Annotated in this window: 15 protein-coding genes and 1 pseudogene; 7 read left to right on the forward strand and 9 right to left on the reverse strand. The window is 72.7% G+C overall.

The genetic code is table 11. The annotated features are described in order from the left end of the window. Window positions 1-48: 48 nt before the first annotated feature. Window positions 49-1,008, reverse strand: coding sequence for a DUF523 and DUF1722 domain-containing protein (locus WBK31_RS10915; protein ID WP_364067985.1), 960 nt, complete (start codon window positions 1,006-1,008; stop codon window positions 49-51). Window positions 1,009-1,457: 449 nt separating this feature from the next. Here WBK31_RS10915 and WBK31_RS10920 point away from each other — a divergent pair. Next, window positions 1,458-1,541 (forward strand): annotated as a pseudogene (locus WBK31_RS10920) (hypothetical protein); the annotation flags it as partial. 192 nt (window positions 1,542-1,733) lie between these two features. Here WBK31_RS10920 and eno read toward each other — a convergent pair. Next, on the reverse strand, window positions 1,734-3,011 hold the full coding sequence (eno, locus tag WBK31_RS10925; protein ID WP_364067983.1) for a phosphopyruvate hydratase: 1,278 nt from the start codon (window positions 3,009-3,011) through the stop codon (window positions 1,734-1,736). 143 nt (window positions 3,012-3,154) lie between these two features. Here eno and WBK31_RS10930 point away from each other — a divergent pair, with 143 nt between their 5' ends. Both WBK31_RS10930 and WBK31_RS10935 read left to right on the forward strand, forming a co-directional pair. Further along, window positions 3,155-4,099: a winged helix-turn-helix transcriptional regulator gene (locus tag WBK31_RS10930; protein WP_378789842.1), complete on the forward strand. Its 945-nt coding sequence runs from the start codon at window positions 3,155-3,157 to the stop codon at window positions 4,097-4,099. A gap of 78 nt (window positions 4,100-4,177) precedes the next feature. Continuing rightward, the gene (locus WBK31_RS10935) at window positions 4,178-5,080 is read left to right on the forward strand and encodes an alpha/beta hydrolase (protein WP_406674754.1); all 903 of its coding nucleotides are present in this window, start codon (window positions 4,178-4,180) and stop codon (window positions 5,078-5,080) included. Between the two features lie 128 nt (window positions 5,081-5,208). Here WBK31_RS10935 and WBK31_RS10940 read toward each other — a convergent pair whose 3' ends face one another. Together WBK31_RS10940 and WBK31_RS10945 are read right to left on the reverse strand one after the other, a co-directional pair. Further along, window positions 5,209-5,520 carry a hypothetical protein gene (locus WBK31_RS10940; RefSeq protein ID WP_378789839.1) on the reverse strand — a complete coding sequence of 104 codons (312 nt, stop codon included), beginning with the start codon at window positions 5,518-5,520 and terminating at the stop codon, window positions 5,209-5,211. Between the two features lie 94 nt (window positions 5,521-5,614). Continuing rightward, on the reverse strand, window positions 5,615-5,917 hold the full coding sequence (locus WBK31_RS10945) for a hypothetical protein (RefSeq protein WP_364067979.1): 303 nt from the start codon (window positions 5,915-5,917) through the stop codon (window positions 5,615-5,617). 142 nt (window positions 5,918-6,059) lie between these two features. Here WBK31_RS10945 and WBK31_RS10950 point away from each other — a divergent pair, with 142 nt between their 5' ends. Continuing rightward, complete coding sequence (locus tag WBK31_RS10950; RefSeq protein WP_378789837.1) at window positions 6,060-6,206, forward strand: hypothetical protein; 147 nt, start codon at window positions 6,060-6,062, stop codon at window positions 6,204-6,206. A 242-nt stretch (window positions 6,207-6,448) separates the two neighbouring features. Next, window positions 6,449-7,558, forward strand: a complete 1,110-nt coding sequence (locus WBK31_RS10955) for a histidine kinase (protein ID WP_406674755.1) — start codon at window positions 6,449-6,451, stop codon at window positions 7,556-7,558. A 202-nt stretch (window positions 7,559-7,760) separates the two neighbouring features. Here the strand turns inward: WBK31_RS10955 and WBK31_RS10960 are convergent, their stop codons facing one another. From WBK31_RS10960 to WBK31_RS10975, 4 genes are all read right to left on the reverse strand, one after another. After that, the gene (locus WBK31_RS10960; RefSeq protein WP_364067977.1) at window positions 7,761-7,994 is read right to left on the reverse strand and encodes a DUF6289 family protein; all 234 of its coding nucleotides are present in this window, start codon (window positions 7,992-7,994) and stop codon (window positions 7,761-7,763) included. Between the two features lie 282 nt (window positions 7,995-8,276). Beyond that, window positions 8,277-11,621, reverse strand: coding sequence for a family 16 glycoside hydrolase (locus WBK31_RS10965; RefSeq protein WP_364067976.1), 3,345 nt, complete (start codon window positions 11,619-11,621; stop codon window positions 8,277-8,279). 349 nt (window positions 11,622-11,970) lie between these two features. Continuing rightward, the gene (locus WBK31_RS10970; protein ID WP_364067975.1) at window positions 11,971-12,648 is read right to left on the reverse strand and encodes an alanyl-tRNA editing protein; all 678 of its coding nucleotides are present in this window, start codon (window positions 12,646-12,648) and stop codon (window positions 11,971-11,973) included. 21 nt (window positions 12,649-12,669) lie between these two features. Next, window positions 12,670-12,999 (reverse strand): helix-turn-helix domain-containing protein, encoded by a 330-nt coding sequence (locus WBK31_RS10975; RefSeq protein WP_364067974.1) that lies wholly within the window; start codon window positions 12,997-12,999, stop codon window positions 12,670-12,672. A gap of 239 nt (window positions 13,000-13,238) precedes the next feature. Between WBK31_RS10975 and WBK31_RS10980 the strand changes: the two genes are divergently transcribed. Both WBK31_RS10980 and WBK31_RS10985 read left to right on the forward strand, forming a co-directional pair. Continuing rightward, the gene (locus WBK31_RS10980) at window positions 13,239-13,592 is read left to right on the forward strand and encodes an STAS domain-containing protein (protein ID WP_406674756.1); all 354 of its coding nucleotides are present in this window, start codon (window positions 13,239-13,241) and stop codon (window positions 13,590-13,592) included. Between the two features lie 153 nt (window positions 13,593-13,745). Next, window positions 13,746-14,750 (forward strand): substrate-binding domain-containing protein, encoded by a 1,005-nt coding sequence (locus WBK31_RS10985; RefSeq protein ID WP_364067972.1) that lies wholly within the window; start codon window positions 13,746-13,748, stop codon window positions 14,748-14,750. A gap of 8 nt (window positions 14,751-14,758) precedes the next feature. On the opposite strand, the gene WBK31_RS10990 is transcribed toward WBK31_RS10985, so the two are convergent. After that, window positions 14,759-15,589 carry an alpha/beta hydrolase gene (locus tag WBK31_RS10990; RefSeq protein ID WP_364067971.1) on the reverse strand — a complete coding sequence of 277 codons (831 nt, stop codon included), beginning with the start codon at window positions 15,587-15,589 and terminating at the stop codon, window positions 14,759-14,761. Between the last annotated feature and the right edge of the window lie 249 nt (window positions 15,590-15,838).

Consider the following 15,838-nt stretch of genomic DNA (forward strand, 5'->3'; position numbering starts at 1 on the left):
CCGGGCGGCGGACCGCTCGGGACATGATCATTCTACCGCATACGCGCCTCAGACGACATGGTTACGCAGGCACAGCTCCTCCGGATAGGGCTCGAAGTACGTCTGCTCCGCCACGTACGTGGCCGCCGCGCCCCTGGCGTGGTGGCGCAGCAGCGCGAGCGGCACGCTGAGCGCCACCCGGCGCGCCTGGTAGGAGGCGATGACCTCGGCCACGTCGGCGCGGCGCACCGGGTCCAGCCCGTCGCCGATCATGCCCAGGCAATGCTGGAGCACGTTCACGTGCCGCCCGACCGTCGCAGGCACCGCGAGCGCCGAGCGGAACGCCGCGCTGTAGGCCGCGGCCACCTCCTCGCGCGGCCGGACGCCGGCCTGCGCCGCGACCCTGCCGGTCTCCCGGTAGCCCTCGGTGCTGTGGGCGAGCAGCTGCATCTTGTGCCGGGCCTGGAACGCCATCAGGTCGCGCGGCCGCCACGGTCCTGCCAGCAGCTCGCGCAGCCGGGCGTGCGCGAAGATCCGCTCGGTGAACGCCTCCCGCCGCACCGGGTCGTTCAGCCGGCCGTCGTCCTCGACCGGCAGCAGCGGGTGGGCCTCGATCACCGCGTCGGCGAACATGCCGCGCTGCTGCCGGGTCACCGCGGCGTCGCCGGCGTAGAGCGGGATGCCGTGGATGCCGCAGCTCGGGCTCTTGGCCTTGAACACGTAACCGTCGGCGGCCAGCCCCGCCGACCGCTCGGCCGCCAGCTCCGCCATGGCGGGGGTCAGGTCGCGGCGGCTGCGCCTGGTCATCAGCCGGGGGCCGGAGGGCGAGCGCTCCAGGCGCAGCGCCTCGCGGGGCGCGCCGAGGCCGATCTCCATCTCCGGGCAGAGCGGCACCCAGTCGACGAACGGCGCCAGCTCGTCGGTGAGGTAACGGCTGCGGCTGTGGCCGCCGTTGTGCCGTACCGGCTCGCCGAGCAGGCAGCTCGACACCGCCACCCGTGGCCTGCCGCAGACGTGACCGTCCCCCATGCTGGTCAGCTGCCCACAACAGGGGGTCGCACGCGCGGCCACGCGGCCCTCGTGTAACCCTCAGATTCGCGTGTTCCGGTTACACTGTGCGGGTGCCGGTCGTTCCCGCGTTTGACGTGAGCCACGTCGTCGCGTTCGTCAACGAGTACGCCGACCCGCCGCGCGAGGCCGCGGGCGAGCAGGAGACACCGTATCCCGACCCGGCCCCCCTGCTGGACTGGCCCGACGGCCTGCCGCTGCCCGCGGGCGGCGACCTCGTCAAGGCGGCGAACGCCGTCTTCCCCGTCTTCGCCGCCGCGCGCGACGGCCGGGCGCTCGACGAGCTGAACGCCCTGCTGCGCGCCGTACGTCCGCTGCCCGTCGCCGCCCCCGGCGGCCTGCGCTGGACGGTCGGCGACCCCGCCGACGTGCTGCCCGCCGCGCTGGCCACCTGCCTGCTCGCCTGGCTCATGACCCACGGGCAGGCCCGGCTCGGCATCTGCCAGGCGGCCAGGTGCGCCGACGTCTTCACCGACTCCTCGCCTGCGGGGCAGCGCCGGTTCTGCTCGGCCACCTGCCTCAACCGGCACAAGGTCGCCGCCTACCGCAGGCGCGCGTCGGCCGTAAGGGCCGCTGACGCGAGGGGCTCAGCCGCCCTTGCGGGCCGGGCGCGGTGGTTCTGCTGCTCATGCGGGCCGGGCGCGGGGGTTCAGCCGCCCTTGCGCTTGCGCGCCGAGTGCGGAGGTTCAGCCGCTTTTGAGCGCCGAGCGTCCGGCGTAGCGGGCCTCCGTGCCGAGCTCCTCCTCGATGCGGATGAGCTGGTTGTACTTGGCGGTCCGCTCGGAGCGGGACAGCGAGCCGGTCTTGATCTGGCCGCAGCCGGCGGCCACGGCGAGGTCGGCGATCGTGGTGTCCTCGGTCTCGCCCGAACGGTGCGACATCACGACCCCGTACCCGGCCTCCTCGGCGGTCCGCACCGTGTCCAGCATCTCGGTGAGCGTGCCGATCTGGTTGACCTTGACCAGGATGGAGTTCGCGATGCCGGCGTCGATGCCCGCGCGCAGCAGCGCGGCGTTGGTGCAGAAGACGTCGTCGCCGACGAGCCGGCAGGTCGCGCCCAGCTCGCGGGTGACCAGCCGCCAGCCCTCGGTGTCGTCCTGGGCCATGGGGTCCTCGATGGACACGATGGGGTAGGCGGAGACGAGCCTCGACAGGTAGGCGGCGTGCTCCTCGACGGTGCGCCGCACGCCCTCGCCCGCGTAGTGGTAGGCGCCGTCGCGGTAGAACTCCGACGCGGCCGGGTCGAGCATGACGGCGATGTGCGTGCCGGGGGAGTAGCCGGCGTCGGAGATCGCGGTGACGATGAGGTCGAGCGCCTCCTCGGCGGTGCGCAGGTCGGGGGCGAAGCCGCCCTCGTCGCCGACGCCGGTGTGGTGGCCGGCCTTCTTGAGCGTGGCGCGCAGGGTGTGGAAGACCTCCGAGCCCATCCGTACGGCGTCGGCGAACGTCGTCGCGCCCACCGGCGCGATCATGAACTCCTGGAAGTCGAGCGGATTGTCGGCGTGCGCGCCGCCGTTGATGATGTTCATCATCGGCAGCGGCAGCAGCGCCGCTTCCGGGTCGAGGTAGCGGTAGAGCGGCAGCCGATGCGAGGCCGCGGCGGCCTTGGCCGTGGCCAGCGAGACGCCGAGCAGCGCGTTCGCGCCGAGCCTGGACTTGCCCGGGGTGCCGTCGAGCGCGATCATCGCCTCGTCCACGGCCGCCTGGTCCTCGGCGTCCATGCCGGTGACGGCCGCGGCGATCTCCCCGGTGACCGACTCGATCGCGCGGCGCACGCCCTTGCCGTGGAAGCGGCGCGGGTCGCCGTCGCGCCGCTCCACCGCCTCGTTCGTGCCCGTCGACGCGCCGGAAGGCACGGCCGCGCGGCCCAGTGAACCGTCCTCCAGGATGACGTCCACTTCCACGGTCGGATTGCCCCGGCTGTCGAGGATCTCCCGGCCCGCCACCCGGACGATTGTCGTCATGTCTGCCTACCCCCTGCGTCAGAGGTCCCGTCTGCGTGGATTTCAGATCGGAACTCACTCAGTTCCAGGAAGGAACTTACACTTGCTCCGGGCGCGGGCGCCATCCCGTACCCCCCTTTGGAAGCGGGCTAGGAGGCGAGCTGGTGGCACGGGAGCTGCGGGAGCAGGACGCCGGATGCGCGATCGCGCAGGCCGCGGCGGTGGTGGGGGAGTGGTGGAGCCTGCTCATCGTGCGCGAGGTCACCCGTGGCCGCCACCGTTTCGACGACCTGCACGCGGAGCTGGGCATCTCGCGCCGGGTGCTCGCCGAACGGCTGAAGCACCTGCTCGACAACGGGGTGCTCGAACGGCGGCCGTACCAGCAGCGGCCCACCCGCTACGAGTACCGGCTGACGGCGGCCGGCCGGGCGCTCGCCCCGGTGCTGGCCGGGCTGCAGGACTGGGGTGAACGCTTCGTCCTCGGCGACGGCACTTCTGGCCCCGGCGCGACGCCCACCGAGATCGACCGCATGCACGGTCTGGTCGGCACCGCCGTTCCGCATCCGCTGGCGCTGCCGGTGATAGGTGGTGGCGAGGTCGCCGGGGATGGCGGGCTGGACGTGGTGGCCTCCGATGCCCGCGTCACGGTCCTCCTCGCCGCTCCCGGTGATGCGCTGGCCGCATTTCTGGGTGCGCTGGGTGCGTCGGCCGCCGCGTTCGCCGAGGCCGGGGTGGCGGTGCGTGCGGTCACCACGCGGGAGCCGGGCGAGCCGCCGGGCGCGGACGCGTCAGGTGCGGAGGCGCCTACGGAGCTGCCGGGCGCGGAGGCGTCGGGTGCGGGGCGGCCGGATGCGGAGTCGCGTGCTGCGAGGGAGTCGGGTCCGGGGCGGGCGTTCCCGGTGCTGTCGGACGCCGAGCTGACGCTGTGCGCCGCGCTGCGGCTGCCGACGTTCCGTACCGGTCACACGCTGCACCTCAAGCCCGCCGTCATCGTCGCCGACGCTCGCCGGACGATCCGCCACGTACTCTACCCGATCGCCGACGCCGGCGCCGCGATCAAGGACGCCCTCCGCCTGGCGACCGGCGTGACCAGTCGTTTCGTCCGGTGACCGCGCCGCACGGAATGCCGCCGCCGAGCGGCGTGTTGCGTCTGGCATCCCCGTGATCTCCCGGACGAAAGGTCACCGATGAGCCGTCAGCAGCGCCAGGAGCTGGACGCCCTGCTGCGCAACGCGCCCAAGGCGCAGATCACCACGGTCGAGCAGGTCCGTGCGGACTTCGCCGCGCTCTTCGACGCCCAGGCCCCCGACGGCGTGGCCGTCCGCGAGACCACGCTCGCCGGCCGCCCGGCGCTGGAGTTCACGCCCGCCGATGTGGCCGGTGACGCGATGGTGCTGTACCTGCACGGCGGCGGCTACGTCATCGGCTCACCGCGCACGCACGCCGCCCTCACCGGCGAGCTGGCCAGACGCGCCCGCGTCAGGATCGTCTCGCTGGACTACCGGCTCGCTCCCGAGCATCCGTTCCCCGCGGCGGTGGACGACGCCCTGGCCGCCTACCGCGAGCTGCTGGATGGCGGCACGAGCCCGGCCGCCATCGCGCTGGCCGGCGACTCGGCGGGCGGCGGGCTGTCCGTCGCGACGCTGCTCGCGGCCCGCGACGCCGGGCTGCCGATGCCGGCGGGAGCCGTGCTGTTCTCCCCGTGGACCGACCTGACGCTGACCGGGGCCAGCATCGAGGAGAAGCTGGGGGCCGATCCCATCTTCGCCCGCGCCGACCTGGAGGGCTACCGCACCCACTACCTGGGCGCGGGCGACCCGGCCGCGCCGCTGGCCAGCCCCGCGCTCGCCGACCTGACGGGGCTGCCGCCGCTGCTCGTCCAGGCCGGGTCGAGCGAGCTGCTGCTGGACGACTCGGTACGCCTTGCCGGCCGCGCGGCGGCGGACGGCGTGGACGTGACGCTGCGCGTCTGGGGCGGCCTGTCGCACGTCTTCCAGCACCACACCGCCCTGGTGGAGGAGGCAGGGGAGGCGCTCGACGACGCGGCGCGCTTCCTCGCGCACGCCTACCGCACCGCGGCCGCCGCATGAATGCCGGCCAAGCCTGCGCGACCTCCCGCCGAACGCGACCTACCAGAGCTCGGTGATCGGTCCCGGCGGCAGCCGTCCAGACCCTGAGGCCGGCGTGACCTCGCCGAACGCCGGAGCCCGAGGGGGCGTCAGGCGTTCGCGCGGCGGAGGCGTTCTGCGGCCTGGGCGCGGACCGCGTCGCCGGAGACCGGCGTGTGACCGTACAGGGCCTCGTAGCGGGCGTTGTGCGCGGCGGTCCACAGGCTCGCCGCCCAGGCGACCTCACGCTCCTCGCCGGTGAACGCCCGCCCCCTCGCCTCCTGATAGGCCGCGAGGAAGGCTTGCGAGCTCTCGATCGGGGCCAGCGTCGGCTGCCCCAGCCGGCGAACATCCCGCTCGCCGCACCCACCAGCGCCGCCTCCGGCTGCCAGGCGAGACTGTCCCAGTCGTGCACCGTCCACAGCCGCCCGTCCTGCCAGCGGAGGTTCTGCGCCTCGAAGTCGGCGTGTCCCAGCACGCGTGGCAGGCCGGTCGCAAGCAGCCGCTTGCGCCTGCTCACACCTCGCCCCCGGGCCGGAACTCCTCGGCGTGCACGGCCAGCGACTCCACCTCCACCACCGGCGTCAACGGCCGCGCGCACGGAAAGCCGCGTTCGGCGAGCCTGGCCTGCGCCGCGACGCACGACGCCGCCCGTCCGGTGCCGGGACGGGCCTTCACCACCACGTCGGCGCCGTCGGCCAGCCGCAGGCCGAACACCATCGACGTCTGCTGCAGCCGGAACAGCACACCCGCGGGTTCGCTGCCGAGGTGGGCGCGACACCAGTCCGGCAGCCAATCCGGCATATCGTTCATAGGCACGGAGAAGACTCTGCCAAAAGCGCTGTCCCCCGTGCGAGCTACCCGCGAATGTCCTCCCTACGGTGACGATCGGCGACTCCCCGATCTCTAGCGTTTTTCCTGAGGCCGCTAGGGGCCGATCGGATCTCGTCTGGGAGTTGTCATGCGATTGTTGACGCAACTCGTGGCCGTCGCGGCGGCCTCCTTCGTGGGCAGCGCCATCGCGGGGGCGGCGCCGGGGACGGCGCTCCGCACGCCGATCCTGGGAGTGGGTCTGCCGATCGGCCTTACCCCCGCGTACCTCTGGTGAGCGGCGTGATGCGGGTCCGCTCGGTGCGGCCCGAAGAGGGATTCGTCGTGCTCTGTCTGATGCTGGCCGGCATGTGGGGGATCAGCGGGTGGCTGCGCCCGCGCCGGGCCCTCGCCGCACATCGCTCTGAACCCGCCCCTGATCGTCCTCCTGAGCCCGCTCCGGCCCCCGAGCGCCGTTCTGACAGCGCTCGCGCCGCCGCACACCGCGCATCCACCGCCCACGATCGCCCGGAAAGTGCCTTGACCATCGAACCCCGCCGTGAAAGCACCCCGCCCACCGAGGCCGACGCTGCCGCCGGCGGCACCGAGGCCGCAGGGGCGGGCGACGCCGCGTCCGCCTGGGACGCCGAACGCCACCGGATCGTCCGCGACCTCCACGACGTCGTGACCCACCAGGTGGCGGCGATGATCGTGCAGGCGGAGGCGGCCCGCTACCTGTCCGGCACCCCGGAACGCCTCGACGCCGCCCTGACCGCCGTCACCGACACCGGCCGACGGGCCATCGCCGACCTGCGATACCTGTACGGCCTGCTCGCCTACGACCCCGGCCCGGGCAGGGCCGCGGTCGGTGAAGCCACGAGAGGAGCGCTCACCTCCGCCGCCCAGAACGCGGAGACCGCCGTCATCCCACCCCAACCGGCCGCCCCGGACGCCGCCGGGACATCCGGAGCCGCTGGTCCGAGCAGCACGGGGACGTTCGGGACCGCGACCCCTGGCGCCATCGGGAGGCCGGGCACCGCTGGTCCGGGCGGCACCGGGATGCCTGATCCGGACAGCACCGGGATGTCTGGTTCGGGCTTCATCGGGATGCCGGGAGCGGCTGGGATGTCTGGTTCGGGCTTCACCGGGAGGCCCGGAGCGGCTGGGATTCCGGGAGCCGCCGGCGCGGGGACCGTCATGGCGGCCGAGTCCGTCGGCTTGGGCGCCGCCGTGGTTTCCTCCGATCGGGCAGGCGGGCTTGAGATCGGGGCGCCCTGCGATGGTGACCTGCACGCGCTGGTCGAGGAGATGCGCCGGGCCGGGCAGCCGGTGGAGTTCGCCGAGGCGGGACAGGCGGCGCCGTCCTCCCGCGCCGCCGAACTCGTCGCCTACCGGGTCATCCAGGCGGCCCTCGTCGACGCGCTCCGGTACGCGCCCGGCAGCCGTACGTCGGTCGAGGTGCGGCACGGCGTACGGGAGGTCACCCTGCGGGTGCGCACCGACGGCGCGGTCTTCCACGCCGCGACCGGGCAGGACTTGGCGGGGGTGCGGGCGCGGGTGGAGGCGCTGGGCGGCGAGTTCCACCAGGAGCGCCGCCCGGACGGCACCTTCGTGATCACGGCCGTCATCCCCGCGACGCTCCCGGAGTGACGCTCCCCGTGAGGCGGCGGAGCGCCCGCGACCTCTGACCCGCGGAGCGCCCGCGACCTCTGACCCGCGGAGCGTCCGCGACCTCTGACCCGCGGAGCGCCCGCGACCTCTGACCCGCTGAGCGTCCGCGACCTCTGATCCGCCAGGCCGGGGGCCGACCGCAGCCCCCGGCCCCCGGGTGAAGGTCCTCGTGGTCAGCCGGTCAGCACGGGCTCTCGTAGAAGTCGAGGTAGCCGGTGCGGACGCCCCACGAGTCCACCCTTCCGTCGCACTCCTCGTACTTCTCGCCGACCACGGTGGTCTTGGTGGAGTCGCTGTAGAAGACGGTGACGCAGGCATGGCCGATCTTGCAGGCGCGGGCTTCGGCGGGGCTCGCGGTGACGGCCGTGACGGCGGCCACGGCAAGGACGGTGGCGGGCAGCAGGCGGCGGATCATGGGCTTCCTCCTGGAGGGGCGGGGGTGCTGCCTTGATGATCGGCTCAGGTGCCCGGCCCGGCAAGAGCCCGCTGCCAGCCCGGCCCGGCCGCCCGGCACAAGCCGCACGGGCCCGTCCGGCGAAGCCCCTGGCCCACCCAGCGAGAGCCGCTCACCCAGCGAGGGGCGCTCATCCAGCGAGAGTCGCCCGCCAGGACAGAGCCGCAGCGGCCCGTGCGGCGGGCCCCAAGGCGTGAGCCGCCCGGCCCTCGGCGGGGCGGGCGGCTCACGCATTCACCGGGGTCAGGTGACGGGTTCGATCCAGATGTCGCGGAAGCGGGGGTTCTCGCCGGGGTCGCCGTGGTCCTGGAGGCGGATGCCGGCTTCGGCCGCGTTCTCGGGGATGCTGTCGCCGGTGCCGCCGTCGATGGCGACGTCGTCGTGCACCACCGTGCCGTTCCAGACGACGGTGACCCGCGCGTCGTCCACCTTCTCGCCCGTGCCGGTGTAGCGGGCCGCGCGGAAGGTGATGTCGTACGTCTGCCACGTGCCGGGCGCGGTGGCCATGTTGCGGTCGGGTGCGCGCTTGGAGTAGATCGCGCCCGCCTCATCGGCCGCCGGCGTGGTGTCGCCGTACGACTCCAGCACCTGCACCTCGTAGCGTTCCTGGAGGTAGACGCCGCTGTTGCCGCGCTGCTGGCCGGTCACGTCCGGCGGGTAGTCCGGCTCGTACCACTCGACGTGCAGGCGGAAGTCGCCGAACGTGCGCCGGGTCTGGATGTCGCCGCCGTACGACTCCATCGAGCCGCCCGCGACCGGCCACGTCGCCGCCCCGCCCGACCGCTTCTCCCACGCCGCGAGGTGAGAGCCGTCGAACAGCGTGATCCGCTCGGCCCTGGCCACCGTGATGTGGTCGAGCCCGGCGTTCCCGCCGTCACCGGCGTCGTAGCGGTAGGTGACGGTGTTCGTGCCGCGCCGCAGCCGCAGCGGCTCGGCCTGCACCGCCCAGGCGTCCCGACCGCCGGTGGCGGCCAGCCGTACCTGCCTGACCTTCTTGCCGTTGACGTGCACGCTCACCGACGTGGTGGACTCCGCCGCGTAGCGCAGGCCCACGTTGTACGTGCCGGCGCTCTCGGCCCGCACCGTGAACGACGTGCTCGCGCCCGGCTTGGTGTACCCGTCGACGAAGCCCGTGCCGGTGAAGCCCCGGTGCGCGCTGCTGACGGTCGCGCCGCCGCGCAGCGTGGCCCGCTCCGCCTCCAGCACCGGGCGGGCGGCCACGGTGATCGCGTCGAGGTTGACGTTGCCCGCGTCGCCGGGATCGTACCGGTAGGCGATGGTGTTGACGCCCGCCTTCAGCGCCAGCGGCTCGACCCTGGTGGCCCACAGGTCCCAGGTGCCCGTGGACGGCAGCGGCACCTGCCGGACCTTGGTGCCGTTGACGTACACGGTCAAGGACTTGGTGCCGGGCGACGGGTCGGGGCCGTTGGAGTAGCGCAGGCCCACGTGGTACGTGCCGGGCTCGCGCACCCGTACGGCGAACCGCGTCGTGGCCCCCTCGTTCCAGTAGCCGTCCACGAAACCGGCACCCGAGTAGGAGCGGTGGTCGGTGTTGAACGTCGCGCCGCCGCTCTGCGCCGCGCTCTCCGCCTCGTACAGCGTCTCCGTGGTCTCCGTGGTCGTGGCGCCGGGCAGCGAGTTGAGCGTGTACCAGGCTTCCGTGCTCCACAGCGGCCGCCCCGACGCCGAGGTGAACGGGCGCGGCGAGCGCAGGTGCACCACCCGCCCCGGCTTCAGGCCCGCGACCTTCAGCGTGACCTTCCTGCCCTTCGCCTTCGCCGAGGTGACGGTCAGCGGCTCCTCGTCCACCTTCGGGCCGCCGTAGGTGACGGCGGCGACGTACCGCCACTGGGTGAGCCGGTAGCGGCTCGCGAGCGACGCGGCCGTCTCCGCCGACAGCGGCTCGGTGTACTCCAGCTCGAAGCCGCCCTCGATGGCCCGCATCTTCAGCATGTCGAACGCCTTCTCCTCGCCGGGCGTCAGCTTCTGCAGCCCGTACGTGAGCTTGCCCGGCTGCCCCCAGTTGCCGCCCGCGCCCAGGCCGCCCGCGTAGATGGCGCCGTCAGGGCCGAGGCTGATCCGGTTCACCCCCGCCTCCAGGCCCTGGGTGAAGCGGAACACCGCGCCCTGGTAGGCGCCGTTCACCTTCTCCAGGTACGCGCGCTGGATCCCGCCGTAGGTGACGTCGCCGAACAGCAGCTGCCCCGCGTACCTGCCGCGCTTCATCAGCGCCGGCGTGCTAGGGGAGTTGGCGATCTCGTTGTGCGGCAGCCACAGCACCGGCGGGGTCACCGCGTTCGCGTCGAACGGGCCCTCCGGCGTCGTGTAGTGGTTGAAGAAGCGGCCCTTCTCGATGTGCACGAGCTTCGACGCCGGCAGCCAGCCGCCCTGGTTGTCCAGCACGAACAGGTCGTCGCCCGGTCCCCAGCCGATGCCGTTCGGGGTGCGCAGGCCGCCCGCGAGGTATTCGATCTTCCCGGTCTTCTCGCTGACCTTGATCGTGACGCCCCGGTCGCGGGCCGGCTGCGGGACGGTGGTGGCCCCGCCGTAGTCGATGGCCACCGACAGGTTCAGGTAGAAGTGGCCGTCGCGGTAGAGCAGGCCGAAGGCGAACTCGTGGAAGTTCCCGCCGAACGGCCAGGTCGCGACGGTTCGGTAGTCGTCGATGACCTCGTCGCCATCGGTGTCGTTCAGCTCGACAAGGCGGGATTTCTCCGACACGTACAGCTTGCCGTCCACGTACTTGATGCCCATGGGCTCCTGCAGCCCCTCGGCGATCTTCTTGGCCGTCACCTTCTCGGGTGAGGTCGCGCCGGTCACGCCGCTGAGCAGGTACACCTCGCCGAGCCTGGTCTCCGAGCCGCCCCACGTGGTGATCGCCAGCCGCCCGTCAGGCAGCCAGTCCATCGCGCTCACCTGCGGCTCGAACCCGGCCGGCCGCAGGTCGGTGAGCGTGTAGTCGGGGTGCACGTCCCGCAGCGGCAGCCCGTCGCCGGGGGAGTCGGCGCCGCTCTCGCACTCCTTGCGGCCAGGGGAGGTCACCCGCACCACGTCGGCGTCCGTGCTCAGCGCCTCGGTCGGCACCAGCGTGAACGCCTGGGCGCCCGGCGGCTTCCACTCCAGCTTGAGCTGCTGGCCGTACAGGTGCTCGAAGTGGTCGATGCGCAGCGGGTGATGGCCCTCGGTCAGCGTGATCGTACCGTCGACCGAGACCGGGGCGTGTCGTCCGTCGTTGACGATCACGGCGGTGTCGCCGATGGTCAGCCGGGAGCCGTCGTCGCTGGTGAGCCGGAACTCGTACGTCCCGGCGGACGGCGTGTGCAGATAGCCGGTCACCTCGGTGACGAACATGTCGGTGAGGCCGAAGTCGGCGTCGGACGTCCAGTCGATCGTGGGCATCAGCTTGTCCACGTTCGGCGTCTGGCCGGGCTTGAGCGTGCATAACCGGGACAGCTCGATCTGGACGTCGTACGTGCGCAGCGTGACGCCGGGCTCCTGCGGCGGCAGGTCGTCGTTCGCGCGTGCGGGAGCGGTCAGGAAGGAGAGCGCGATGATCAGCGCAGCGGATAAGAGGGGTGATCTCCGCATGACTTATCCCATCTCGAGAGGGCGCCCATGGTGCGGCGCGGTGGGGGTGCGGCACCGCCGGGCCGGCCGTCGGCGGATGCCGGGTCTCGTGAATCGGTAAGTACGGGGGATAACGCTGCTCTGCGTCGTAATGTAAGCCCGGATTTATGACTTGCCCATACCCTTTCGCTGGAAATCGATAAAAGTCGGGATATGGCGGGGCGAAAGGGGTGCGTGAAACTCCGGCAGAAGCGCGTCACGAAACGCCGGATGGTAAGAAGCCGCCGGCGGCCGCGTGAGGGGCGTGCCGGAAGCAGGCGCGCGAGGGCGCGGACAGACGCCAGGGGCGCTCAGGGGCGCTCAGGGGTGCTCAGGGGTGGGCGAGTGCGAACGACACCAGTGTCTTGCCGCGCTTGATCCGCATGCTCGCCGTGATGTCACCGACCTCGGACGAGTCGCGCGGGTGCAGCCCGCCACAGGCCACGGTGTCGCCGGCGCAGTGCCACGAGCGCATGCCGGGGCCGCGCTCCTCATCTGCCCTGGTGACGATCGGATGGCCCTGGGCGGTGTGCGCGTTGGCCGCCTTGACGGCGCGTTCGAGCTGGTCGGGGCCGAAGCGGCCGGCGAAGGCGTAGTGACACTCGCCGCCGGTCTCCGACAGCGGCGCGCGTACGGGGTAGGGCAGGCTCGCGCCGATCTCGCGTTCCAGCGCCACGTGCAGGAAGTGGGCGGCCGAGTGCAGCCGCATCTGGTGGTAGCGGAACGGCCAGTCCAGCTCCTGGCGGGCCGGGCCGGGCGCGGGCGGCTCCTGGCCGGCGGCGAGGTAGTGGCGGATCTCGTCCTCGGCCTTGCGGGTGCCGACGACGTCGAGCACGAGGCCGCCGGCGAGGCGCAGCCGCCCGCGGTCGCCCTTCTGGCCGCCGCCCTGCGGGTAGAAGAGCGGCTCGGCGAGCACGACGTACGGGCCGCGGTCGTCCGTGCCGGACCGCACCACGGAGGTGTCGGCCTCGGTGCGGTACGGGTCCTCGAAGTACAACATCATCCGCATACTAGGGAGGCGCCCCGGCGGTCAGCCAGTGCTTTGAGCTCCCGGGTCCGGCAGGTCGTGCTCGGCGAACATGTCGATGAGCAGCCGCACCGGCAGGCCGGCCTCCGTCGGGTAGCGGAAGCGGCCGTCGGGGTTGAGCTTGTACTGGTTGCGCCGGCCGACGCGCTCGATCGTGACGTACCCGGCCTGGTGCAGATCCGAGACGATGCCCTGCACGGCGCGCTCGGTGATGCCGATGCTCGCCGCGATGTCGCGCACCCTGGCCTGGGGGGCGCGGGCGATCTCCAGCAGCACCCGGGCGTGGTTCGTCAGGAAGGTCCAGCCGTTCTGACGGTCGGCGGATGCGCTCACCGATTCTCTCCTCTTCTGCCGGGCGGCGGCTCGGCGCAGCGTGATCGAGCGCCTCTACTCATGATCACATACGAAGAATGCTTCCGGTATTACATTTCGGGTAATATGCTTCAGAGTAGGAGAAGCGAGCCGGCCCCCGGTCACATGCCCCTGAGGAAGTCATGCACGTACTCATCGCTTGCCTGTCTGGTGGCGGACGGCAGTCCGCCGCATCGCCCCTGACCTTGGGATGCCACACGATGGATGACGGCGTGCTGATCACAGCGAGCGGCGAGGCGGATATCACCAACGCCTCCCGCCTGGAGACCTACCTGCGCCGCCGGATGCTTCCCGGCAGGCCGATGGTGCTCGACCTGACCCTTCTGACGTTCATGGACAGCAACGGCCTGCGCGTCATCGAACGCCTGCACACCTCCTGCTCGAAGGAGGGCTCGGCGCTGCACCTGGCGGGCGTGCGCGGCATGCCGGCGCGGCTGCTGCAGATCACCGGCCTGTGGGACCTGCTGAACGTCCACGACAGCGCCGCCGACGCCGTGCACGCCGCACGGTCCGGGGCGCCGCCCGCGCAGTCCTGCGCCTCCTCCGCCGTCTGATCCTCCGCACGCCTGCTCGGAATCGTCCGCTCGAATCGTCTGCTCGAAATCGTCGCAGAACGCGGATGCGTCGGGGACGCGCGCGACGTTACGGTGAATGCCGCGGCATCGAGGGACCCGCAGCACACGGGTGCCGCGGAGGAGGAGACGACGATGACGAGCGCGACCAAACCGGCCACCCTGGCCACCGTCGCCGCCGCCGCGGGCGTGTCCGTGGCCACGGTGTCGAAGGTGCTCAACGACCGCGGCGACGTCGCCCCCGCCACCCGCGCACTGGTGCGGCGGCTGCTGGCCGAGCACGGCTACGTGCAGCGCCAGGCCCGCGCCAAACGAGGCACCACGGTGGAGCTGCAGCTCGACGGCCGGCTCTGCGGACACTCCGCCGAGATCGTCATGGGCGCGATGCAGGAGGCGGCCACGGCCGGCGCCGCCCTCGTCGTGACCAGCACCGACCACATGTCCGACGGCCTGTCCTGGGCGCGCGGCCTGGTCGACTCGGGACGGCACGCCGTGATCACCCTCGTCGCCGCGCCCAGCCAGGCCCAGCTCGACGTGCTGCTGGAGGCCAACCTGCCGATCGTCGTCATCGACCCGCTCAACGTGCCCGCGAGCCCCGTCACGAGCGTCGGCCCCACCAACTTCGCCGGCGGCATGGCCGCCACCCAGCACCTGCTCTCGCTCGGCCACCGCCGCATCGCCTACCTCGGCGGTCCCGCCCACGCCGCCTCCAACCAGGCCCGCATGCACGGCTACCGCGCCGCCATGGAGGCCGCCGGCGTGCCCGTGCGCCCCGAGTACGTCCGCACCCCCGGCTACTGCTTCGAGGACGGCGTGCGCGAGGGCGCCGTCCTGTTCGACCTGCCGGAGCCGCCCACCGCCGTCTTCGCCGCCAGCGACGAGAGCGCGCTCGGCGCCATCCAGGTCGCCAGGGGCAAGGGGCTGCGCATTCCCGAGGACCTCAGCGTGGTCGGCTTCGACGACACCCAGATCGCCGCCATGCACGCCCCGGCGCTGACCACCGTACGCCAGCCGCTGCGCGAGATGGGCGCGGTGGCGCTGCGCACGGCCCTGCGCCTGGCGGCCGGAGAACGCATCGAGTCCCGCCACCTCGAGCTCGCCACCGAACTGATCGTCCGCGACTCCACCCAGGCCGTCTGAACCCCGGCTCAGCCGCCCTTGACCGAGCAGGCCGCCGTGGTGATCACGCGGGCGACCTCCTCCGGGTGCGAGACGAGGGTCAGGTGGGAGCCGCCCGGGAACGTCGTCACCTTCGACCCGGCCCGCTTGGCCATGGCGAGCTGCGACTGCGGGGTGATGATGCGGTCACCCGTGCTGGCGAAGTACCAGGACGGGATCTTCTTCCACGCCGCCTGTTTCGACGGCGACTGGAAGGCGTTGGTGGAGGCGGCCCGCTGGGTGGCCCAGAGCCGGATCGCGGTGTCCGGGGGCAGGTCGGAGGCGAACGAGCGCACGAACACGTCCCGCTTCAGGTACAGGTCTTGGGCGCCCTGGGGAGCGTCCGGGTAGGTGGCCGTGTCGTAGAGCGACTCGGGTGAGGCTTCGAGCGCCGAGCCCGAGCCGCTGAGCTGGGCGGTGGTCTCCCCGACGTCGGGCACGGCCGCGTCCACGTACACCAGGGCCTTGACGTTGGGCGCCGACGCGGCGGCGTTCGTGATGACCGAGCCGCCGTAGGAGTGGCCCACCAGCACCACCGGGCCGGAGACCGTCTTCAGGAAGTCGGCGACGGTTGCGGCGTCGCCGTCGAGGCCACGGAGGGGGTTGGCGATCGCGCGGGCGGTCAGCCCGGCCCTGCGCAGCGCGTCCACCTCGCCGCTCCAGCTCGACGTGTCGGCCCACGCCCCGTGCACCAGGACGACCGTCGGCCTGGTGCCGTTCTGCGCCGGGCAGGGCGCGGGGCTGCCCGCCTGCGCCGGTGCGGGGTGGAGCGCGGCCGAGGCCAGCGCCGCCAGGGCCGTGATCCGGATGCCGTTCACCATGCGTCCCCAATCGTGCCGGTGGGGGAACCTCGAACAGCTACCTCAGCAGCGCCGCCGCTAACCTCGGCACCCGCCACGGCGAGAGTGGGGGCGTCCACGGCGAGCCGCCGGCCTGTCGCTCTGCGCGCGCCTCGGCGGCCGCTCGGCTGACCGCCTTCACCCGGCGCGTGTGCCGTCGCCTGCCACGCCGGATGCGCCTCGGCGGGGGACTTTCTCCTTGCCGCCGTCGCGCCTCTCGTCGCCGCTTCT

This window comes from Nonomuraea sp. N2-4H (genome assembly GCF_045291505.1).
Lineage (GTDB): Bacteria > Actinomycetota > Actinomycetes > Streptosporangiales > Streptosporangiaceae > Nonomuraea > Nonomuraea fastidiosa.

What these genes read in the sequence shown, in the direction of transcription:
- WBK31_RS10915 (WP_364067985.1), bottom strand. Translation starts at nt 1,008, where the DNA reads ATGGGGGACGGTCACGTCTGCGGCAGGCCACGGGTGGCGGTGTCGAGC.
- eno (WP_364067983.1), bottom strand. Translation starts at nt 3,011, where the DNA reads ATGACGACAATCGTCCGGGTGGCGGGCCGGGAGATCCTCGACAGCCGG.
- WBK31_RS10935 (WP_406674754.1), top strand. Translation starts at nt 4,178, where the DNA reads ATGAGCCGTCAGCAGCGCCAGGAGCTGGACGCCCTGCTGCGCAACGCG.
- WBK31_RS10950 (WP_378789837.1), top strand. Translation starts at nt 6,060, where the DNA reads ATGCGATTGTTGACGCAACTCGTGGCCGTCGCGGCGGCCTCCTTCGTG.
- WBK31_RS10960 (WP_364067977.1), bottom strand. Translation starts at nt 7,994, where the DNA reads ATGATCCGCCGCCTGCTGCCCGCCACCGTCCTTGCCGTGGCCGCCGTC.
- WBK31_RS10965 (WP_364067976.1), bottom strand. Translation starts at nt 11,621, where the DNA reads ATGCGGAGATCACCCCTCTTATCCGCTGCGCTGATCATCGCGCTCTCC.
- WBK31_RS10970 (WP_364067975.1), bottom strand. Translation starts at nt 12,648, where the DNA reads ATGCGGATGATGTTGTACTTCGAGGACCCGTACCGCACCGAGGCCGAC.
- WBK31_RS10980 (WP_406674756.1), top strand. Translation starts at nt 13,239, where the DNA reads ATGGATGACGGCGTGCTGATCACAGCGAGCGGCGAGGCGGATATCACC.
- WBK31_RS10985 (WP_364067972.1), top strand. Translation starts at nt 13,746, where the DNA reads ATGACGAGCGCGACCAAACCGGCCACCCTGGCCACCGTCGCCGCCGCC.
- WBK31_RS10990 (WP_364067971.1), bottom strand. Translation starts at nt 15,589, where the DNA reads ATGGTGAACGGCATCCGGATCACGGCCCTGGCGGCGCTGGCCTCGGCC.